This window comes from Streptomyces sp. NPDC059009 (genome assembly GCF_042740175.1).
Lineage (GTDB): Bacteria > Actinomycetota > Actinomycetes > Streptomycetales > Streptomycetaceae > Streptomyces.
The window spans coordinates 24,824-45,783 of sequence record NZ_JBHYJB010000017.1; the positions used below are offsets into that span (position 1 = coordinate 24,824).

Genomic DNA, 20,960 nt, shown 5'->3' on the forward strand with positions numbered 1-20,960 from the left:
CGCCGACGGTTCAGCCCTGGTCCCGCAGATCCACGATCCGCTTGAACTTGCCCACCGAGCGCTCGATGGTCTCCGGGTCGACGATCTCCACGGCCACCGACACCCCGATGTCGTCCTTGACCGCCGCTGCGATCTCCCGGGCCGCAGCCCGACGCCGCTCCGGTGTCGTGTCGGCGCGGGCCTCCGCGCGGACGGTCAGCGCGTCCATGCGGCCCTCGCGGGTCAGCCGGAGCTGGAAGTGCGGGGAGACCCCCGGGGTGCGCAGCACGATCTCCTCGACGGCTGTCGGGAAGAGGTTGACGCCGCGCAGGATCACCATGTCGTCGCTGCGTCCGGTGACCTTCTCCATCCGGCGGAAGACCCGCGCCGTGCCGGGCAGCAGCCGCGTCAAGTCCCGTGTCCGGTACCGGATGACGGGCATGGCCTCCTTGGTGAGCGAGGTGAGGACCAGCTCGCCGCGCTCGCCGTCCGGCAGCACCTCGCCCGTGATGGGGTCCACGACCTCCGGGTAGAAGTGGTCCTCCCAGATGTGCAGCCCGTCCTTGGTCTCCACGCACTCCTGCGCGACCCCCGGGCCGATCACCTCCGACAGGCCGTATATGTCGACCGCGTCGATCGCGAACCGCTCCTCGATCTCGCGCCGCATCCCCTCCGTCCACGGCTCGGCGCCGAAGATGCCGACCCGCAGCGACGTCGTGCGCGGGTCGATGCCCTGCCGCTCGAACTCCTCCAGGAGCGTCAGCATGTACGAGGGGGTGATCATGATGATCTCGGGGCGGAAGTCCTCGATGAGCCGCACCTGTCGCGCGGTCATGCCGCCGGACGCGGGGATGACCGTACAGCCGAGCCGCTCCGCCCCGTAGTGCGCGCCGAGACCGCCCGTGAACAGGCCGTACCCGTACGCCACATGGACCTTGTCACCGGGCCGCCCGCCCGCCGCGCGGATCGAGCGGGCCACCACGTCCGCCCACATCGTGAGGTCCTGCTCGGTGTAGCCGACGACGGTGGGCTGGCCCGTGGTGCCGCTCGACGCGTGCAGGCGGCGCACCTCGGACTGCTCCACCGCGAACATCCCGAAGGGGTAGTTGGCGCGCAGATCCGCCTTCGTGGTGAACGGGAACCGGGCCAGGTCGGCGAGCGACTGGCAGTCCTCGGGGCGCAGGCCCGCCTTGTCGAAGGCGGCGTGGTAGTGCGGCACGTTCTCGTACGCGTGCAGCAACGTGTCCTGGAGGCGCTCCAGTTGGAGGGTGCGAAGCTCCTCCGGGCCGAGCCGTTCCGCCGCGTCAAGCGAAGCCGTCATGGGGAGCCTCTCCCTCCGGAAGGGTCGACCGATCATTCGTTCGTCGATCTTCGTCCGAGGTCAGTAATTCAGGAGCGAAGGCGGGCGTCAAGAGATCGCGCGGTGACGATTCGGCCTGGTCGGCGCGGGGTGCGGATCGGGTTCGCGGGGCGCGTGATGGCATGTGGCACGGGGCAGGAGCCACTGGCAACGGCACAGAGCATGCCGCCGGTCCGCACCGATCGCGAAGGGGACACCCGTGCAGCACACCGCCTCGTCCACCGCCCGCCGCACCCTGACCGTGGGAGCCCTGGTCTGCGCCCTGATCGCGGGGGGAGGCGCGGCCGTCGCCGGGTCCGCTCCGCCCGGATCCCGTACCGTCGCCGCGCCCGCGCACAGCGGTCCGTACGGCGAACTGAGGACCCTCGCCGACCTCTCCGCCCAGCGCCTGGCCACCTCCGACCTGGTCGCCGCCGCCAAGTACGGCACGGACAGCCCCATCGACGCCCCGGCCCGCGAGCGGCAGGTCCTGGACGACGTGGCGCGGCAGGCGCGGGAGGTCGGGGCCGACCCGGCGGTGACGGTGCGGATCTTCCGGGACCAGATCGAGGCCAGCAAGGTCGTGCAGCGTGGCTTGTTCCGGCGGTGGGACGCGCACCCCGAGCAGGCGCCGACGGAGCGGCCCGACCTCGCCGAGGTGCGCAAGGAGATCAACCGGATCAACGGTGAACTGGTGCGCGCCATCGCGCGGTCCGGGTCCGCGCGCTCCGCGCCGTGGTGCGCGGGACTGCTGACCGCCGGTGCCGCGCACGTCCGCCACGAGCGGCACCTGGACGGCCTGCACGCGCTCGCCCTGGCCCGCTCGCTGCGGTCGGTGTGCACGGTCACCGGCAGTCAGGAGTGACTCAGTCCTTCACCGCTGCCGCTCCCGCCGCCACCGACTTCGCCCAGCGGTAGTCCGCCTTGCCGCTGGGGGAGCGCTGGATGCGGTCGGTGAAGACGACGGCCCGGGGGATCTTGTACCCGGCGAGGCGGGTGCGGCAGTGCGTCTGGACGGCCGTCAGGTCCAAGGGGCCCGCGCCGTCGCGGAGTTGGACGACCGCGGCGACGCGGTTGCCCCAGCGCTCGTCGGGCACCCCGGCCACCAGCGCGTCGTAGATGTCGGGGTGCGACTTGAGGGCCTGCTCGACCTCTTCCGGATAGACCTTCTCGCCGCCGGTGTTGATGCACTGCGAGCCGCGGCCGAGGACGGTCACGATGCCCTCGTCGTCGACGGTGGCCATGTCGCCGAGGAGCACCCAGCGCACGCCGTCGCGCTGGAAGAAGGTCTCGGCGGTCTTCTTCGGGTCGTTGTAGTAGCCGAGCGGCACATGGCCGCGCTGGGCGATGCGGCCCACCTCGCCGACCGGCACCGGCTCGTACGAGCCCGGGTCCACCACGATCGTGCGCTCGTTGACCTCCAGGCGGAAGCCCTTCTCTGGGCCCGAGTCGTCCGTCGCCTTGCCGTTGGAACCGGACTCGGACGAGCCGAAGTTGTTCAGGAGCAGCACGTTCGGCACCAGCTCCTGGAACTGGGCGCGCACGGACTCCGACATGATCGCGCCCGACGACGAGACGCTGAACAGGGAGGAGAGGTCCGTGCCCGTGAGGGGTCCGGTCAGCGCGTCGATGAGCGGCCGCAGCATGGCGTCGCCCACCAGGGAGATGCTGGAGACCTTCTCCTTCTCGATCGTGCGCAGCACCTCTTCGGGCACGTACTTGCGGTGGATGACCACCCGCTGGCCGTAGTTGAAGGCGATGAACGAGGTGAGCGTCGAGGTGCCGTGCATCAGCGGGGGAGCGGGGAAGAAGGTGAGGCCGGGGCTGTTCTTCGCGACGCGCTCGGCCAGTTCCTCGGGCCGGCTCACCGGGTCGCCCGTCGGCTCGCCGCCGAAGAGCCCCGCGAAGAACAGGTCCTCCTGGCGCCACATGACGCCCTTCGGCATGCCGGTGGTGCCGCCGGTGTAGATGATGAACAGGTCGTCGGCGGAGCGCGGGCCGAAGCTGCGCGCGGGCGAGCCCGCTGCCTCCGCGTCCTTGAACGGCGTGACGTCCAGGGGCGGGGCGTCCTCGGGAGGGGTCCCCACCCGCACGAGGTGCCGCAGCTTCTCCGTCTGCGGCAGGGCGGCGGCCACGCGCGCGGTGAACTCCGCGTCGAAGACCAGCGCCGCGAGGTCCGCGTCCCGGTAGAGGTAGATCAACTCCTCTTCCACGTACCGGTAGTTGACGTTCACCGGCACGAGGCGCGCCTTGAGGCAGGCGAGCACCGTCTGGAGGTACTCGACGCCGTTGTAGAGGTGCAGGCCCAGGTGCTCGCCCGGCTTGAGGCCGCTGTCGATCAGGTGGTGGGCGATGCGGTTGGCGGCCGCGTCGAGTTCGGCGTAGGTGAGGCGGCGCTCCGCCCCCGTCCCGGGGTGGTCGATGTACACGAGCGCCTCGCGGTCAGGGACCACGTCGACGACCGACTCGAACAGGTCGGCAAGGTTGTACTCCACCGCTCCTCCTGACCCCGGCTGCTACTGACTCGGCGGTCATTAGAGCGCCGTCCACGACAAGTGGGAAGGGGTCAGGAACAAGAAATCTGACTGACTGTCAGAAAGCTATTGAAGTGAACCCCCCACTCCTGCAACCTGTTCTAGGTCTCGAGACGGGAGGACGGCAATGGGTGGGACGGAACACCTCAGCGTCCGGCGCGAGGGCGCCACGCTGGTGCTCACTTTGAACAGGCCGGAGGCGAAGAACGCGCTCTCGCTTCCGCTGCTCGTGGGCCTGTACGACGGCTGGCTCGAAGCCGACGCGGACGACTCGATCCGCTCGGTCGTGCTGACGGGCGCGGGCGGCGACTTCTGCGCGGGCATGGACCTCAAGGCCCTCGCGGGCAAGGGCATGGACGGGCAGGCGTACCGGGACCGCATGAAGGCCGACCCCGATCTGCACTGGAAGGCGATGCTCCGCCACCACCGGCCGCGCAAGCCGGTGATCGCGGCGGTCGAGGGCTACTGCGTCGCGGGCGGCACGGAGATCCTCCAGGGCACCGACATCCGCGTGGCGGGGGAGTCCGCGACGTTCGGGCTCTTCGAGGTCAAGCGCGGCCTCTTCCCCATCGGCGGCTCCACGGTCCGGCTGCCCCGGCAGATCCCCCGCACCCACGCCCTGGAGATGCTCCTGACCGGCCGCCCCTACACGGCCGCCGAGGCCGCCGCCGTGGGGCTCGTCGGGCATGTGGTCCCGTCCGGGACGGCACTGGACAAGGCGCTTCAGATCGCCGAACAGATCAACGCGTGCGGGCCACTGGCCGTGGAGGCGATCAAGGCTTCGGTGTACGAAGCCGCCGAGATGACCGAGTCGGAGGGGCTCGCGGCCGAGCTCAAGCGGGGGTGGCCGATCTTCGACACCGCTGACGCGAAGGAGGGGGCGAAGGCGTTCGCCGAGAAACGGGATCCGGTGTACCGACGCGAGTAAGAGCGCCCGCAGGGGCGCGGGGCCATGTCGATGTGCGGCTCCGCCGCGTGAGCGCGACCAGCCACAGCGGACCCGCAGAATCTCCGCCTCCCGAAGAGCGTCCCACCCCCGACACCCACAGAGAAACGGAGCCCGCCCATGGCCCCCACCCCCGCACCGGAGGTGCTACGTGCGCCTCTCGTCGTCGAGTTCCCCTTCACCCGCTCCCTCGGCCCCGTCCAGTCCGCCTTCCTCACCGGGCTGCGCGAGCGCACCGTCCTGGGCGTGAAGACCAGCGACGGCAAGGTGCTCGTCCCGCCCGTCGAGTACGACCCCGTCACCGCCGAGGAGATACGCGACCTCGTCGAGGTCGGCGCCACCGGGACCGTCACCACCTGGGCCTGGAACCCCGAACACCGGCGCGGGCAGCCCCTGGACGGGCCGTTCGCCTGGGTCCTGGTCAAGCTGGACGGCGCCGACACCGCCCTGCTGCACGCCCTGGACGTCCCCGGGCCCGACGCCGTGCGCACCGGGATGCGGGTGCGGGTCCGGTGGGCCGCCGAACGGGCCGGCGCCATCACGGACATCGCCTGCTTCGAGCCGTACGACGGCCAGAATGAAGGCCACGTCGCCCCGCACAGCGGAGAGTTCACCGACGCCGTCACCGGGATCGTCGCCGAGGCCCGTCTCGACTACACGTACTCCCCGGGCCGCTCCCAGACCGCGTACATCAAGGCCCTCGCCGACCGGAAGACCGTCGGCGAGCGCTGCCCCTCCTGCGCGAAGGTGTACGTCCCGCCCCGCGGTGCCTGCCCCACCTGCGGGGTCGCGACCACCGACCGGGTGGAGGTCGGGCCGCGCGGCACCGTCACCACCTTCTGCATCGTGAACGTCAAGGCCAAGAACCTCGACATCGAACTGCCCTACGTCTACGCGCACATCGCGCTCGACGGCGCCGACCTCGCGCTGCACGGCCGCATCGCGGGCATCCCGTACGACCAGGTCCGGATGGGGCTGCGGGTCGAACCGGTGTGGAGCGAGGACGGCCGCTACCCCGACCACTACCGGCCCACCGGCGAGCCGGACGCCGACTACGACACGTACAAGGAGCTGGTGTAGATGCGAGAGGTAGCGATCGTCGCGTTCGCGCAGAGCGACCATGTGCGCAGCTCCGACGAGCTGTCCGAGGTCGAGATGGTGATGCCGGTCCTGCACCAGGTACTCGAGCAGACGGGCCTGAAGACCAGCGACATCGGCTTCACCTGCTCCGGCTCCTCCGACTATCTCGCGGGCCGCGCCTTCTCCTTCACCATGACCCTCGACGGGGTGGGCGCCTGGCCGCCGATCTCCGAGTCGCACGTGGAGATGGACGGTGCCTGGGCCATGTACGAGGCATGGGTGAAGCTGCTGACCGGCGAGGTGGACACCGCGCTCGTCTACGCGTACGGGAAGTCCTCGCCCGGCTCGGTGCGCGACGTGCTGACCCGCCAGCTCGACCCTTACTACGTGGCCCCGCTGTGGCCCGACGCGGTCGCGCTCGCCGCCCTCCAGGCGCAGGCCCTGATCGACGCGGGGGAGACCGACGAGCCCGCGCTCGCCCAGGTCGCCGCGCGCAGCCGGGAGTCCGCGAGCGCCAACTCCCATGCCCAGGTGACGGGTTCGGTGGCGCAGGGCGACTATCTGATGCAGCCGCTGCGCACGGGCGACTGCCCGCCCGTCAGCGACGGAGCCGTCGCCGTGATCCTCGCCGCCGGTGACCGGGCCCGCGAACTGTGCGAGCGGCCCGCCTGGATCCGCGGCATGGACCACCGCATCGAGGCACACAGCCTCGGCGTGCGCGACCTCACCGACTCGCCGTCCACCCGGCTCGCCGCCGAACGCGCGGGCGCCTTCGAACGCCCCGTGGACACCGCCGAGTTGCACGCCCCGTACACCTCCCAGGAAGTCGTGCTCCGCAAGGCGCTCGGCCTCGGCGACGAGGTGAACGTCAATCCGTCCGGAGGCGCGCTCGCCGCCAACCCGATCATGGCCGCCGGGCTGCTCCGCATCGGCGAGGCGGCCGCCCGGATCCACCGCGGCGACTCCGACCGCGCCCTCGCCCACGCCACGTCAGGGCCCTGTCTCCAGCAGAACCTGGTGGCCGTCCTGGAAGGAGACGCCCGATGAGCGGTACGACAGGCAAGGAGCCGGTGGCCGTCGTCGGCGTCGGGCAGACCAAGCACGTCGCGGCCCGCAAGGACGTCTCCATCGCCGGACTCGTCCGCGAGGCCGCCCAAAGAGCCCTGGAAGACGCCCAGTTGACGTGGGCCGACATCGACGCCGTCGTCATCGGCAAGGCCCCCGACTTCTTCGAGGGCGTCATGATGCCGGAGCTGTACCTCGCCGACGCGCTCGGCGCCGTCGGCAAGCCGATGCTGCGCGTGCACACCGCGGGCTCCGTCGGCGGCTCCACGGCGCTGGTCGCGGCCAACCTCGTCGCCGCCCGGGTCCACGGCACGGTCCTCACGCTGGCCTTCGAAAAACAGTCGGAGTCCAACGCGATGTGGGGCCTTTCCCTGCCCGTCCCGTTCACGCAGCCGCTCCTCGCGGGCGCGGGCGGCTTCTTCGCCCCGCACGTTCGCGCGTACATGCGGCGCACGGGCGCCCCCGACACGGTGGGCTCCCTCGTCGCGTACAAGGACCGCAGGAACGCCCTGAAGAACCCGTACGCGCACCTCCACGAGCACGACATCACGCTGGAGAAGGTGCAGGCGTCACCGATGCTGTGGGACCCGGTGCGCTACTCGGAGACCTGCCCGTCCTCGGACGGCGCGTGCGCGATGGTCCTCACCGACCGGGCGGGCGCGGCCCGTTCGCCGAAGCCGCCCGCCTGGATGCACGGAGGCGCGATGCGCAGCGAGCCGACCATGTTCGCGGGCAAGGACTTCGTCTCCCCGCAGGCGGGCAAGGACTGCGCGGCCGACGTCTACCGGCAGGCCGGCATCGCCGACCCGCGCCGCGAGATCGACGCGGTCGAGATGTACGTCCCCTTCTCCTGGTACGAGCCGATGTGGCTGGAGAACCTGGGCTTCGCCGCGGAGGGCGAGGGCTGGAAGCTCACCGAGTCCGGGGTCACCGAACTCGACGGCGACCTGCCGGTCAACATGTCCGGCGGGGTGCTCTCCACCAACCCCATCGGCGCCTCCGGCATGATCCGCTTCGCGGAGGCGGCGCTCCAGGTCCGCGGGCTCGCGGGTGAACATCAAGTGGACGGCGCCCGGCGGGCGTTGGGCCACGCATACGGCGGCGGCTCGCAGTTCTTCGCCATGTGGCTGGTGGGTTCGGAGCCGCCGAGCACATGATCGCGCCAGGAGCGGGCCGATCCTGAGGACGCGGGCTGTGCGGCGCCGGGGGCGAAAGCTAGGCTGACGGCGCAGGACGGATCGGGAGGAGCACGGACGTGGCCGACAGCACGACTCAGCAGCATCCGCTCACGGGTTGGAACAAGCCGGAGCTCGACCTCACCGGGGCCCACTGGCGCTCGAGCAGCCAGGGGCGCGGAGACGTCGAGATCGCATTCGTCGAGGGTTTCATCGCGATGCGCAACAGCGGTCGTCCCGAGAGTCCGTCCCTGATCTTCACGCCCGCCGAGTGGGGGGCGTTCGTGCACGGGGCGCGTGCGGGCGAGTTCGACCTGACGTAGGCGCTGAGCCCGTCGCAGGACGGAGCGGGAGGGACCGGGGCAGAGTGCGCACCCGGTCCCGCCCCCGTTCCGGGCGGGCATTCTGGGTTGCGGTGGCCTGAAGTACATTGCGGCCCATGTCGACACCGAACCCGCAGCCGGGCCCGTACGGGCCGAACCCCTACCAGCAGCCCCAGGGTGCGGGTTCGCCCCAGCCCTACGGTCAGCAGCCGGGCCCCTATGGCCGACAGCCGGGCCCGTACGGACAGCCGCCCCAGGCCGGGGTGCAGGGCGGGCCCCAGGCCGGGATGCCCGGTGGCCCCCCGCCGGCCCCGCCCGCGCCGCCGGGCGGCCCCCGCAAGGCGGTCGGCGGCTGGGTGTGGGGACTGGGCGGCGTGGTGCTCGCGTCCGCGCTCTGGGCGGGCGGCCTCTTCGCCACCGGGAACCTCGGTTCGGACAGCAGCGGCGGTGGCGGTGGCGACGACAAGCCGTCGCTCGCCGGATACGCGTACCGGCAGAACCTCTGCGACGTCACGAAGCTGAGCGCCCTCCTGAAGCGCTACGAGCGTGACCCGCAGTCCAAGGCGGACACCCACTGGGGCTCGCGGCAGAAGCCCCTCGACCAGAGCCAGTGCACCCGCAAGCTCATGGACCCCAAGTCGAGCTCCGAGTACGCGTCCACCTACGTCTACGCGACGGCCGCCTGGCACAAGAAGGCCGACCCGGCGCACGAGTTCTCCTCGTACCAGAAAGCCCGCGAGGACCAGTCGCAGGACACCTACACCTACCGCACGAAGGCCGTGAAGGGCCTCGGCGACGAGGCGTTCGTGACGACGGAGACGGGCGGCAGCTCGGGCAGGAAGCAGCTCCAGAGCATGGTCGTCGCGGTCCGCGAGGGCGGGTTCACGATGGACATGCAGTGGAGCAACTACGGCGGTGCCTCGGCCGACGCGGACAAGGCGCCGACGGCGGACGAGGTCGAGAAGATGCTCATGGCGGACACGCGCGAGGCGATGGAGGGGCTGAAGAAGTAGCCCCGCCCTCATGCTCTTTGAGGCTCGGACGGGTCAATACGACGATGCCGTCGGGGACTTGTGCAGCTCGATCAGCGTGCGCACGGGAGGCGGCAGCCAGTCGTCGGCCGACGGGCGCTGACGGGTGAGCCGTTCGATGACCTCGGCGGGGGCCGGCCGCGTCGCGGGGTCGTGGTGGAGGCAGCCGCTGACGACGTCGACGAGCCGGGACGGCAGGTTCAGCACGTCGTGCAGGGACGGGCCGGGAATGTACTCGGTGACCAGGCAGGGAGGGTCGCCGTGCGGGTCGGCGTCGACCACGGACGCGGTGTGGAAACCGCCGACCTTGCGTGCGGAACTGATCTCGCGGCCGAAGCGCTGCCGGAACGAGGGGTCGTCGGCCAGCTCCCGCTGGATCACCTTGACCGCGACCAGGCGCTCGCCCGGCGAGTGGCCGAGATAGACGGTGCCCATCCCGCCTTCACCGAGCCTGGCCGTCAGCCGGTAGCGGTCGATGCGACGCGGGTCGCCTTCGTGCAACGGGCGGTGAGGGGGCGGGAGTTCGGCTCGCGGGGCGGGCTTGGTGGGCTGGGCGGGCTCGGCGGGTGCCCGCCGCTTCGCCGGCCCACGGTAGGAGGCGGGCGGCTCGATCGCCTTCAGATCCACGCGGTTGACCTGGATGCCCCACTTGCCGGCGGCCTCGGCGAGGATTCCGTGCAGGGCGGCGCTGATCTGCTCGCGGGAGGCCAGGACCCGGTCCAGGTCCATGCCGCCGAAGATGTTGCGGAGGCTGGTGACGACGAGCTGCTCCATCGCTGCTCCCTCTGTCCGTCAGGTACCCAGCACCACGCACCCGCGAGCCCGGAGGCTCCGGACGGCGGCGTCGCCCTCGGTCACCTCGTTCCAGCGGAGGTCCAGCTTCTCCAAGTGGGGCAACTCTACGATCCACGGGGGGAGTTCGCGCAGCCGATTGCCGCGCAGATCGATCCTGCGCAGCAGCGGCAGCCCGCGCAGCGCTCCCGGCACTTCCGTGAAGGCGTTCTCGCGCAGCTCCAGTTCGCGCAGCTCCCGCAGTCGTCCCACGGAATGCGGCAGTTCGGTCAGGGTGTTGCCGCGCAGCCACAGCTCGCGCAGCGCCGACAGGGCGCCGAGCGAACCCGGGAGCGCGGTCAACTCGTTGTGCTGGGCGCGCAGTTCGACGAGCGCCGACATTCCGCCGAGGGAGTCCGGGAGTGCGCGGAGCCGGTTCTCGCCGACGTTCAGGTACGTCAGCCGGTCCAGGCGGCCGAGCGTCACGGGCAGCTCGGTGAGGTGGTTGTCGTGGACGTAGAGGCAGCCGTCCAGGGGGAGGGTGGTCAATTCCTCGGGCAGGGAGGTCAGTTGGTTGTGGCCCAGGTCCAGCATGCGCAGGGAGCGCAGGGTGGCGATGCGGGCGGGCACGTGGGTGAGTGCGTTGTCCGCGAGGATCAGGACGCGGGCGTCCGGGTGGTCCCAGATCTCCGGGGGCGTCTCGGTGAGGCCGCCGCGCCAGTACGAGAGGCGGGTGCCGTCGGGGCCCTCGCTCACGGCCACAGCAGCCGGCGCTCCCACTTCCCGGCCGCCGTGCGCAGATAGGTGAGGCGGGTGTGGCGGCGGTCCTTGTCGCCCTGCCAGAACTCGACGGACTCGGGGCGCACCGTGTGCAGCGCCCAGCCGGGTGCCACCAGGTCCGGTTCGGCGGCGAGCCGGGCCGCCGACTCCCGTACCGCCGCGTCCCGTTCGGCGAGATCCGCGAGCGGCTGCGACTGGCGGCCGAGCAGGGCCTCCGCGCGGGCGCCCGCCCCGCGCGCCCGGAAGTCCGCCGCCCCGCTCGCCGCGTCCTCCCGCACCACGGGCCCGCGCACCCGCACCTGGCGGGCCAGCGGCGACCAGTAGAAGGTCAGCGCCGCGTACGGGCGCTCGGCGAGGTCGCGGGCCTTGGTGCTCGGCCCGTCGGTGTCGGCCGCGAACTGCCAGCCCGCCTCGCTCACCGCCTTGAGAATCAGCACGCGGGCGCTGGGATCGCCGCCCGCCCCGGCTGTGGCGAGCGTCATCGCGTGCGGCTCGCGCACCCCGGCGAGCACGGCGTGGTGGAACCAGTCCACGAACAGCTCGGCGGGGGTGTCGGGCGCCTCGCCCGGGTTGAACGTCGGCAGCTCCCCGGCGAACACCTCGAGCTTGCGCAGCAGTTGACGCAGATCGTCCACGAAGAACCCCTCCCTTGCGGCCTGGCTGTGCGCGTGGTCGGCGCCGAGCCGCGCGTACGAGGTCGGGCTTCCCGCGCGGCTCGGGCTTCCCGCGCAGCTAGCGCCTCCCATGCGGCTCGGGCCTCCCGTGCAAGGCCGGGCCGCCCGGGCCGTGGCTCGGCCGCCCACGGGAGGCCCAGGCGCCCGTGCGAGCGTCACCTGCGCATCAGCTAATGGATGGCCGCGACCTTATCATTAGGTCATGTCCGACTCCTCGCTCGCTCTGGACCTCGCCCTCACCATCCGCCACGACGGCAACGGGGGCGTGGCCGACGACCTCGACGCGCCGGCCGGGCTCACCGCGTGGGTCCGTGAGCGCGCGGCCCGACTGCCCCTGTCCGACGGCCCGTTCGTGGCCGACGAGGCCGTGCTCGGTGTTGTTCGCGAGCTCCGCGCGGCCGTCCGTGCCCTCTTCGCCCGCGCCGTCCGCCCCGGTGCGCCGAGCCCCGCCGACGCCCACCGGCTGCTGCCGCTCCAGGACGCCGTCGACCGGCTCAACGCGGCCGCGGCGCGCGTCCCGGTCGTGCCCGTCCTGCACTGGCCGGAGGCCGAGGGTGATTCCGATTCCGATCCCGATGCCGAGGGCGGGTCCGTGAGCGTTCCGCCCCTCGTACATGAAGCGACCGCCGCCGGGGCGCCCTCGCCCGACCTGCTCGCGGCCGCCCTCGCCCGCGCCGCCCTCGCCTTCCTCGCAGGGCCCGACCTGCCGCGCCTGCGGGCCTGCCACGCGCCGCGCTGCGTGCGGTACTTCCTCAAGGAACACCCGCGCCAGGAGTGGTGCAAGCCCTCCTGCGGCAACCGGGCGCGGGTGGCCAGGCACCATCAGCGGCACCGGGGCACGGGTGACACGGGCGGGGTGCGCGAGGGCTCCTGAGCGGTCCTGACCTGTCGTGGCCTGTCCTGAAGCTTCGCGGAGGCCGTCCTCCGGGGGCCGTGCGGGCGTAGGCTGAAGTGCCGGGGGGCGTGCCGTGGCCTGCTGCGCGCGCCCGGCGCACCACTGTGGCAGGGGGTGCCCTTTGGAGCCGCGACCTCGCACCAGCGACCGCCGCACCCTCTTCGAGCGCGACCGTGAACTCGCCGCGGTGAACGAGGCGTTGAGCGATCTGTGCGGGCTCCCGCACGACGGCCCGCCGGTCCCCGACCGGCCGCGCGGCGCCCTCCTCGCCTTCGAGGGCCGTGCGGGCCTCGGCAAGACCTCGCTCCTCGCCGAGGCGCGCCGCGCCGCCACCGCCAAGGGCTGCACGGTCGCGGCCGCGCGCGGCGGCGACCAGGAGCGGCGCGTCGCCTTCCACGTCGCCCGCCAGCTCGTCCAGCCGCTCCTCGCCGGGATCACCGAGGCCGAACTCCGTGCCACGCTGGGCAGTTGGTACGCCATCGTGGGCCCCGCCCTCGGCCTGTGCGCCCCGACCGGTGGCGCGCCGCCCGACCCGCAGGGGCTGCGCGACGGCCTCGACTGGGTGCTCACCGACCTCGCCGTGCGCCGCGCCCCGCTCGTCGTCACCGTCGACGACGCGCACTGGGCCGACGCCGAGTCCCTCAGCTGGCTCTGCGCCTTCGCGCCGCGCGCCGAGACCCTGCCGCTGCTCCTCGTCGTCGCCTACCGGCCCGAGGAACTGCCCGTGCACGCCGAGGAGTTCAGGGAGCTGCCCGGCCGCTCCGGCCGCCGCCCCATCGCCCTCGAACCGCTCAGCGCGATGGCCATCGCCCGCCTGGTGCGCGCCGGACTCGGCGCCCACGCCGACGAGGCGTTCTGCCGCGAGTGCTGGGCCGTCACCGGCGGCAACCCCTTCGAAGCCGTCGAACTGACCGCGAAGGTCCGCGACCGGGGCCTGCCGCCCAACGAGGCCGGGGCCGGACTCCTGCGGGACCTGGCCGCCGCCGTGAAGGGCAACGGACTCGCGGCCCGCCTGGAGCGGCTCGGCACCAGCACGGTCCGCTTCGCCTGGGCCTGCGCCGTGCTCGGCACCGCCATCTCCCCGGCGCACGCCGCCTCCGTCGCGGGCATCGGCGAGCGCGAGGCCGCGGACTGCGCCGACCGGCTGCGCTCCGCCCGCGTGCTCGCCGGGCCCGAAACCGACGCGGACACCCTGGAGTTCACCCACCCGCTGGTCGCCACCGCCGTCTACCAGGGCATCCCCTGCGGCGTGCGCGTCGCGCTGCACGGCCAGGCCGCCTGGACCGTCGTCAACGCCGGGCTCGGCGCCCCGGCCGCGGCCCGCCACCTCCTCGAGGTGCACCCCGACGGCGACGCCTGGGTGGTGCGGCAACTGCGCGAGGCCGCCCGCGCGACCGTGCGTGCCGGTGCCCCCGAGGCGGCCCGCCGCTACCTCGCCCGCGCCCTGCGCGAACCCCCGCCCTGGAGCGACCGCGCCGCCGTCCTCTACGAGTTGGGCTGCGCGTCCCTGCTCACCGAGCCCGCCACCACCGTCAACCATCTGCGCGCCGCCCTCGAAGAGCCGCTCCAGGACCCGGAGTTGCGCCACCACATCGTCTACCGGCTCTCCCAGGTCCTCGCCCACGCCGACCGCCTCGGCGAGGCGTCCGACACCCTCGCCCGCGAGCTGCGCGTCACCAGCGACCCCCGGGTGCGCCTGCGCATGCACGCCGAACAGTTCATGTGGGACGCCTTCCGCGCCGACGAACCCGACTCGCCCGCCCGCTCCAGACGCCTGGCCCGCCTCGCCGACCGGCTGCTCGGCCGCGACCTCACCGAGCGGTACGTCATCGGCCTGCGCGCCTGGGACGCGATGCTGCGCGCCGAGCCCGCCGCCACCGTCGTACGGCACGCCGAGCGCGCCCTCGTGGGCGGGCTCGGCTGGGCGGAGGAGGACCGCGGCTTCGAGGTGCCCGTCCTGGTCGCCCTGACCTTCCTGTACGCGGACCGGCCGGGGCGCGCCGAGGAGCTCTTCGCCGCCGGGATCGCCGACTTCGAACGGCAGGGCTGGCGCGGCGCCCACCTGTCCTTCGCGTACACCCTCCTCGCGTATGTCCGCTACCGGCGCGGCCGGCTCGCGGAGGCCGAGGACTTCGTGCGCGCGGGCCTCGGACTCGCACGCCGGGTGGGGCCCAGCACCCCCGCGCACTGGTACGCGGTCGGCATCCTCATCGAGGTTCTGCTGGCCCGCGGCCGTGTCGACGAAGCCCGGCGCACGGCGGATACCTACGGGTTCGGTGCGCCCTTCCCCGCCGCCGTGGTCTTCCCCGACGCGCAGACCGTGCACGGCGAACTGCTCCTCGCGCGCGGCCTCGCCAAGGACGCGGCGGCCGAACTCGCCGCCGCGGGCCGCCGCCTGGACCCGCGCGGCATGCGCAACCCCGCGTGGTGCCCCTGGCAGCTGCACCTCGCGCTCGCCGAGGCCCAGGAGGCCCCCGAGCGCGCCACCGCCACCGCGCACGCCGCGGTCCAGCGCGCCCGCAGGTTCGCCACTCCCTCGGCGGTGGGCCAGGCGCTGCGCATCACCGCCGAGGTCTCCCCGCCCGCGGCCCGCGTCAAGCTCCTCGAGGAGTCCGTCGGCCACCTGGAGCGGTCCCCGGCCGCGTACGAACTCGCCTGCGCCCTCGTCTCCCTGGGCGGCGAACTGCGCGGCGCGGGCCGCGCGAAGGACGCCGCGGAACCGCTGTACCGGGGGCTCGACACCGCCGTGCAGTGCGGCGCCGACGGACTCGTGGAGCGAGCCCGCGACGAGCTCGCGGCGGCCGGGCTCCGCCCCCGCCCGCTGCGCGGCCCCGAGACGGACACGCTCACCCGCGGCGAACAGACCGCCGCCGAGCTCACGGCCCGCGGCCGGTCCGCCGCGGAGGTCGCCGAGACCCTGCACACGGACGAGGTGACGGTGACCCGCCTCCTGTCATCGGTGTACCGAAAGGTGGGCACGGACCGGAACGGGCTGGCCTCGGTGCTGGCGCGCGGAGGGGGAGGGGGAGGGGTAGCTGCGGGAGGGCCGGAGGTGGCGCCGTGACGGGCTGAGCGCGATGCCCGGACCGGGTCGGGCGGGGGCCGTGGCGGGCCGGGCGAGAGGCCCGGGCGAGGTGCCGCCCCCGCGCCGACGACCCGCGCGGGCCACGTACCATTGGCGCATGTCCTTCCTCCGCCGCCGCAGCTCCGCCACTCCCGCGGGCCCGGACTTCGACGTCCTGGCCATGGACCCGGGTGACTGGCCCGGCAACCTCGGCGCGGGGCTGCTGCCCGCGCCCGACGGCAGCTGCCAGGGCGTGTTCCTGCGCTACGACCTGTTCGGCGGCCGCGGCCCGGCGATGATCATCGGCAATCTGCCGGAGGGCTCCCCGGCCCGCGACCTCCCCGAGGGCGCGGTCCCCTTCGAGGTGGCCCAGCTGCTGCTGGCGCTGGAGAACGACGAGGAGATCTCCGTCGTCTCCACCGAGGACATCCCGGTGATGCAGGGCGACAACCTCCTCATCGTGCGCCGCCTCAAGCTCTCCGAAAGCCGCATCTCCTGCGTGCAGTTCGACCGCAGCGACAACGTGCTGGTGACGATCGCGGCCTGGGACCGCCCGATCACCGACGACCTGTACGCCCTGCTGAAGCCGCTGCCCGCCGAGCTCTTCCAGCAGGGCTGAACCCTCCAGGGCCGAGCCCCACCCCGCCACCCGAAGTCCAAGCGACGGCCACCTCTGTCCAAGAGGTGGCTTTGTCATGTGCCTTGTCAGGCAAGTCATCGGACTTTTACCGTGACGGGCCATGAGACCTGGGATCACGCGCAGGACGACGATGCGGACAGCGGTGGCGGCGACCGGCGCCCTGGCGGTGGGGGCGCTGGGCGCACCGGGAGCGGCGGCGGGGCAGGCCGTCGGAGCTCCGCATGAGGAGAGTGCAGGGGCTGATTCATCCGATGACCTCGTGCTTTGGTACGGGGCTCCCGCCGCCGACTGGGAACGGGAAGCCCTGCCCCTCGGCAACGGCGCACTCGGCGCCATGGTCTTCGGGACCCTCGCCTCCGAACGGCTCCAGTTCAACGAGAAGACGCTGTGGACCGGCGGCCCCGGCGCCCAGGACGGCTACGACTTCGGCAACTGGCGCGCCCCGCGCCCCGGGGCCCTCGACGCCGTCCGCGCCGACCTCGACGACCGGGTCAGACTCGACCCCGACGCGGTGGCGGCCCGCCTCGGCCAGGCCAAGCGCGGCTACGGCGCCCACCAGACCTTCGGCGACCTCCACCTCGACCTCGAGGGCGCCCCGGACACCCCCGGGCCCGACTACCGCCGCACCCTGGACCTCGCCGACGCCCTCGCCACCGTCACGTACACCCATCAACAGGCCCGCCACACGCGGGAGTTCTTCGCCTCGTACCCGGACGGTGTGCTCGTCGGCCACCTCACCGCCGACCGGCCGGGCGCCGTCACCTGCACCCTGCGCTACACCTCGCCCCGCGCCGACTTCACCGCGAAGGCCGACGGCGACCGCATCACCGTACGCGGTCAACTCGCCGACAACGGCCTGAAGTTCGAGGCACAGGTGCGCGTCCGCCGGCACGGCGGCTCGCTCACCCCGCACCCCGACGGCAGCGTCACCGTCACCGGCGCCGACCACCTCTGGTTCGTCCTCGCGGCGGGCACCGACTACGCCGACACCTACCCCGACTACCGGGGAGACGACCCGCACGCCACGGTCACCCGCACCGTCGACGCCGCCATCACCCGCGGCCACGACGCGCTGCGCGCCCGCCATCTGCGCGACCACCACGCCCTGTTCGACCGCGTGCGCCTCGACATCGGCCAGGCGCTGCCCGCCGCCACCCCCACCGATCAGCTGCTCGAGGGCTACACGGGCGGGGCCTCCGCCGCCGACCGCGCCCTGGAGGCTCTCTTCTTCCAGTACGGCCGCTACCTCCTCATCGCCTCCTCGCGCCCCGGCTCGCTGCCCGCCAACCTCCAGGGCGTGTGGAACCAGTCGACGACCCCGCCCTGGTCCGCCGACTACCACACCAACATCAACCTCCAGATGAACTACTGGCTCGCCGAGGCCGCGAACCTCCCCGAGACCACGGCCCCCTACGACCGCTTCGTCACCGCCCTGCGCGCCCCCGGCGAGCGCACCGCGAAGGAGATGTTCGGCTCCCGCGGCTGGGTGGTCCACAACGAGACGAATCCCTTCGGGTTCACGGGAGTTCACGACTGGTCGACGGCCTTCTGGTTCCCCGAGGCCGCCGCCTGGCTCACCGCGCAGCTCTACGAGCACTACCGCTTCGGCGGCTCCACCGACTACCTGCGCACCACCGCGTACCCGGCGATGAAGGGTGCCGCCGAGTTCTGGCTCGACAACCTCCGCACCGACCCGCGCGACAACACGCTGGTCGTGACGCCGAGTTACTCGCCCGAACACGGCGACTTCACCGCGGGCGACGCGATGGCCCAGCAGATCGTGCACGACCTGTTCACCAACACCCTGGAGGCGGCGACCACCCTCGGCGACTCCGCCGCCTTCCGCACCGAACTCGAAGAAGCCCTCGGCCGCCTCGACCCCGGACTGCGCGTCGGCTCCTGGGGCCAGCTCCAGGAGTGGAAGGCCGACCTCGACGACCGGGGCGACGACCACCGGCACGTCTCCCACCTCTACGCCCTGCACCCCGGCCGCCGGATCGAGGCGGGCACCCAGTGGGCCGACGCCGCGAAGGTGTCCCTGACCGCGCGCGGCGACGGCGGCACCGGCTGGTCCAAGGCGTGGAAGGTCAACTTCTGGGCGCGCCTGCGCGACGGCGACCACGCGCACAAGATGCTCGCCGAACAGCTCAAGTCCTCGACGCTGCCCAACCTCTGGGACACCCACCCGCCGTTCCAGATCGACGGCAACTTCGGCGCCACGTCCGGCGTCGTCGAGATGCTCCTGCAGAGCCAGCACGACGTCATCGAGGTGCTGCCCGCCCTGCCCGCGAGCTGGCCGCAGGGTTCCGTGCGCGGACTGCGCGCCCGCGGCGGCGCCACCCTCGACATCGACTGGAGGGACGGCCGGGCCGCCCGCGTCGTCCTCACCGCGAGCCGCACCCGCCAACTCACCGTCCGCTGCACGCTGTTGAGCGGCGGCGCGCGGACCTTCAAGGCGCGGGCGGGCAGCCGCTACGTCTTCGAGTGACCCGCCCGGAGACGCACGTCGGGCCCGGGCCTGCCCCCACGCAGACCCGGGCCCGACCGTTCGGGGCGGCCGCCTACGTGCCCGAAGGCAGCACCTTCACATCGGCGGCCCGCACATACGCGATCCGGGCGCCGAACTGGATCACGTAGTAGGTGTCCTTGCCGCGCACCACCCGGTGCGGCTTCGTGTCGAACGTCGGCGCGTACAGGTACTCGCCCGGCACCTTGTCGCCGACCGCGTACTCCTGGCCCGCGAGGAGCTTGTAGGGCAGCGGCGACACCGTCTGCACCGGCACCTCCTTCGGGTACGCCTCCTTCTCCGGGTAGGCGCGCCCGTACACCGGGATGTCCGCGCTGCCGTCCTTCGGCGTGACGACAAGTCCCTCGGCGTCCACGGCGGTCGGCTGCTTCTTCGGGTTCTTGAACCACGCCTTCTGGCCGAGGTACCAGACGGCCGTCCAGTCGCCCTTGCGCTCCGCGACCGCGTACTGCTGGCCGGTGGTCAGGCGCGCCGACGTGTCGTTCACGTCGATCGTGGAGTCGCTGCCGTCCGGGTGCTTGCCGATGTCCTTGATCAGCGGCGCGTCGTCACGCGGCTCGGTGTGGACGCGCACCGCGCTCGAACCGTGCGGCACACAGACCTCGCCCGGCTTGACGCAGCCCGTGTACTCCGGCTGGTTCGCCGCGTACTTCGGGTTGATCGTCACCAGGCCGCCGTCCGGGCCCGCCGAGCGGTGGAAGGGCTTGCCGAGCAGGTCGAAGTAGTGCGCCCAGTCCCAGTAGGGGCCCGGGTCGGTGTGCATGCCCTTGATGGTGGCGGTGGTGGTGCCCTGGACATTGTCGTGGCCGATGATGTGCTGCCGGTCCAGCGGGATGCCGTACTTCTTGGCGAGGTACTTCACCAGGCGCGCCGACGAGCGGTACATCGCCTCCGTGTACCAGGTGTCGGGCGCGGCGAGGAAGCCCTCGTGCTCCAGGCCGACGGACTTCGAGTTCACGTACCAGTTGCCCGCGTGCCAGGCGACGTCCTTGGCCTTCACGTGCTGCGCGATGTGCCCGTCGGTCGAGCGCAGCGTGTAGTTCCACGACACGTACGTCGGGTCCTGCACCAGCTTCAGGACACCGTCCCAGCGGCCCTCGGTGTCATGGATGACGATCGTGTCGATGCTCTGGCTCTTCGGCCGGTCGGCGAGGTCGTGGTTGCCGTAGTCGTCCGTCCCGTCCGGGGCCTTGAACTCCTCGTAGGGCGCGGGAATCCACTCGCAGGACACGCTCGACGGGCACTCGGCCTCACCCTTCGCGGCCTTGCGCAGACCCATCCGCCGGAGCTGTGCCTCGTCCGGCTCGGCGAGCCCCGGCTCGGCGGGCAGGGCGACGCGCTGGCCTGCGTCCGTGGTGCGGGACTGGCCGTCGCGGATCACGGCGAACACGTCGTTCGCGTACGTCGCCGCGGTCGCCTGGTCGTCGGCGCCGGAGAACGCGGCGACCGCCCCGTACCAGTCGGCCGGATCGTCGCTGAGCTCCTTGCCGAGCTTCTTCTGGGCGGCCGCGAGCAGCGCCGCGCCGCCGCGCACATTGGCGGTGGAGTCGGTGCGCAGCCGCTCCGCGGAGATGCCGCTCACCTCGGCGGCGTGCCGCAACGTCTTGAGCCGGGCGGGCAGTTGGCTGTCCTTCGGCACCTTCACGTCGGGGGCCTCGGCCGCGCGGGCGGGACGTGACGCGTCGCCCCTCGGGTCCTCGTCGCCGTCGGCGTGGTGCTCACCGGCGGAGCGGGCGAGCGCTGTGCGGGCGTCGGTGAGGTGCATCGGCCCGTAGCCGCCGGTGACGCTGGGCGCCCCGCCGTGGTCGTCCCAGCGCGACTGCAGATACGAGACGCCGAGCAGCACGCTCTGCGGCACGCGGTACTCGGCGGCCGCGGCGGCGAACGCGCCCTGCAGCCGTGCGGACGAGGCGGCCGAGGCCGAGGACGCCTGTGCGGGTGCGCTGTTCGACGGGGCGGCGCCGAGCAGCGGCAGCAGCAGCCCGGCCGACGCGAGGGCGCCCGCCGTCCTGATGGTGCGTCTGCGCGGGGCGTGCGGGCGGGCGGTGGCGGATCCTCGCAATGCAGCCTCCTGGGACGATGGAGCGTGAATGGGGCGTGCGGGGGCCGGGCGTGCGTCAGTGGTACCGGCTCTCCG

General features: G+C 72.7%; 17 protein-coding genes. 11 read left to right on the forward strand and 6 right to left on the reverse strand.

Features of this window, described 5'->3' with window-relative positions; all coding sequences use genetic code 11:
* Window positions 1-10 precede the first annotated feature (10 nt).
* On the reverse strand, window positions 11-1,300 hold the full coding sequence (gene paaK / locus ACFWYM_RS18565) for a phenylacetate--CoA ligase PaaK (RefSeq protein ID WP_384837673.1): 1,290 nt from the start codon (window positions 1,298-1,300) through the stop codon (window positions 11-13).
* 238 nt (window positions 1,301-1,538) lie between these two features.
* On the opposite strand from paaK, the gene aroQ reads away from it, so the two are divergent.
* Window positions 1,539-2,183 carry a gamma subclass chorismate mutase AroQ gene (gene aroQ, locus ACFWYM_RS18570; protein ID WP_384837677.1) on the forward strand — a complete coding sequence of 215 codons (645 nt, stop codon included), beginning with the start codon at window positions 1,539-1,541 and terminating at the stop codon, window positions 2,181-2,183.
* Window position 2,184: 1 nt separating this feature from the next.
* Here aroQ and ACFWYM_RS18575 read toward each other — a convergent pair whose 3' ends face one another.
* Entirely contained in the window at window positions 2,185-3,813 is a 1,629-nt protein-coding gene (locus ACFWYM_RS18575; protein ID WP_384837680.1) for an acyl-CoA synthetase, read from the reverse strand.
* Window positions 3,814-3,979: 166 nt separating this feature from the next.
* On the opposite strand from ACFWYM_RS18575, the gene ACFWYM_RS18580 reads away from it, so the two are divergent.
* From ACFWYM_RS18580 to ACFWYM_RS18605, 6 genes are all read left to right on the forward strand, one after another.
* A complete protein-coding gene (locus ACFWYM_RS18580; RefSeq protein ID WP_384837683.1) occupies window positions 3,980-4,780 on the forward strand; it encodes a crotonase/enoyl-CoA hydratase family protein in 801 nt (266 codons plus the stop codon).
* 138 nt (window positions 4,781-4,918) lie between these two features.
* Window positions 4,919-5,878, forward strand: coding sequence for a Zn-ribbon domain-containing OB-fold protein (locus tag ACFWYM_RS18585; protein ID WP_384837686.1), 960 nt, complete (start codon window positions 4,919-4,921; stop codon window positions 5,876-5,878).
* Window positions 5,879-6,925, forward strand: a complete 1,047-nt coding sequence (locus ACFWYM_RS18590; protein WP_384837689.1) for a thiolase domain-containing protein — start codon at window positions 5,879-5,881, stop codon at window positions 6,923-6,925.
* The gene (locus ACFWYM_RS18595; protein WP_384837692.1) at window positions 6,922-8,100 is read left to right on the forward strand and encodes a thiolase domain-containing protein; all 1,179 of its coding nucleotides are present in this window, start codon (window positions 6,922-6,924) and stop codon (window positions 8,098-8,100) included. The genes ACFWYM_RS18590 and ACFWYM_RS18595 overlap by 4 nt, the downstream gene beginning before the upstream one ends.
* A gap of 98 nt (window positions 8,101-8,198) precedes the next feature.
* Window positions 8,199-8,441: a DUF397 domain-containing protein gene (locus ACFWYM_RS18600; RefSeq protein WP_384837694.1), complete on the forward strand. Its 243-nt coding sequence runs from the start codon at window positions 8,199-8,201 to the stop codon at window positions 8,439-8,441.
* A 116-nt stretch (window positions 8,442-8,557) separates the two neighbouring features.
* Window positions 8,558-9,454, forward strand: a complete 897-nt coding sequence (locus ACFWYM_RS18605) for a hypothetical protein (RefSeq protein ID WP_384837697.1) — start codon at window positions 8,558-8,560, stop codon at window positions 9,452-9,454.
* Between the two features lie 33 nt (window positions 9,455-9,487).
* Here ACFWYM_RS18605 and ACFWYM_RS18610 read toward each other — a convergent pair whose 3' ends face one another.
* The 3 genes from ACFWYM_RS18610 to ACFWYM_RS18620 are packed head-to-tail and all read right to left on the reverse strand — an operon-like array spanning window position 9,488 to window position 11,658.
* On the reverse strand, window positions 9,488-10,246 hold the full coding sequence (locus tag ACFWYM_RS18610) for an SPFH domain-containing protein (protein WP_384837700.1): 759 nt from the start codon (window positions 10,244-10,246) through the stop codon (window positions 9,488-9,490).
* Between the two features lie 18 nt (window positions 10,247-10,264).
* Window positions 10,265-11,005 (reverse strand): leucine-rich repeat domain-containing protein, encoded by a 741-nt coding sequence (locus ACFWYM_RS18615; protein WP_384837703.1) that lies wholly within the window; start codon window positions 11,003-11,005, stop codon window positions 10,265-10,267.
* Window positions 10,996-11,658 carry a pyridoxal 5'-phosphate synthase gene (locus ACFWYM_RS18620; RefSeq protein ID WP_384838044.1) on the reverse strand — a complete coding sequence of 221 codons (663 nt, stop codon included), beginning with the start codon at window positions 11,656-11,658 and terminating at the stop codon, window positions 10,996-10,998. Before ACFWYM_RS18620 ends, ACFWYM_RS18615 begins: the two co-directional genes overlap by 10 nt.
* 241 nt (window positions 11,659-11,899) lie before the next feature.
* Here ACFWYM_RS18620 and ACFWYM_RS18625 point away from each other — a divergent pair, with 241 nt between their 5' ends.
* From ACFWYM_RS18625 to ACFWYM_RS18640, 4 genes are all read left to right on the forward strand, one after another.
* The gene (locus ACFWYM_RS18625; RefSeq protein ID WP_384837706.1) at window positions 11,900-12,571 is read left to right on the forward strand and encodes a CGNR zinc finger domain-containing protein; all 672 of its coding nucleotides are present in this window, start codon (window positions 11,900-11,902) and stop codon (window positions 12,569-12,571) included.
* A 142-nt stretch (window positions 12,572-12,713) separates the two neighbouring features.
* Entirely contained in the window at window positions 12,714-15,656 is a 2,943-nt protein-coding gene (locus tag ACFWYM_RS18630) for an ATP-binding protein (RefSeq protein ID WP_384837709.1), read from the forward strand.
* Between the two features lie 118 nt (window positions 15,657-15,774).
* A complete protein-coding gene (locus ACFWYM_RS18635; protein ID WP_384837712.1) occupies window positions 15,775-16,275 on the forward strand; it encodes a hypothetical protein in 501 nt (166 codons plus the stop codon).
* A 280-nt stretch (window positions 16,276-16,555) separates the two neighbouring features.
* Window positions 16,556-18,784 (forward strand): glycoside hydrolase N-terminal domain-containing protein, encoded by a 2,229-nt coding sequence (locus ACFWYM_RS18640; RefSeq protein ID WP_384838047.1) that lies wholly within the window; start codon window positions 16,556-16,558, stop codon window positions 18,782-18,784.
* A gap of 73 nt (window positions 18,785-18,857) precedes the next feature.
* Here ACFWYM_RS18640 and ACFWYM_RS18645 read toward each other — a convergent pair whose 3' ends face one another.
* Window positions 18,858-20,885, reverse strand: a complete 2,028-nt coding sequence (locus tag ACFWYM_RS18645; RefSeq protein WP_384837715.1) for an N-acetylmuramoyl-L-alanine amidase — start codon at window positions 20,883-20,885, stop codon at window positions 18,858-18,860.
* Window positions 20,886-20,960: the final 75 nt, after the last annotated feature.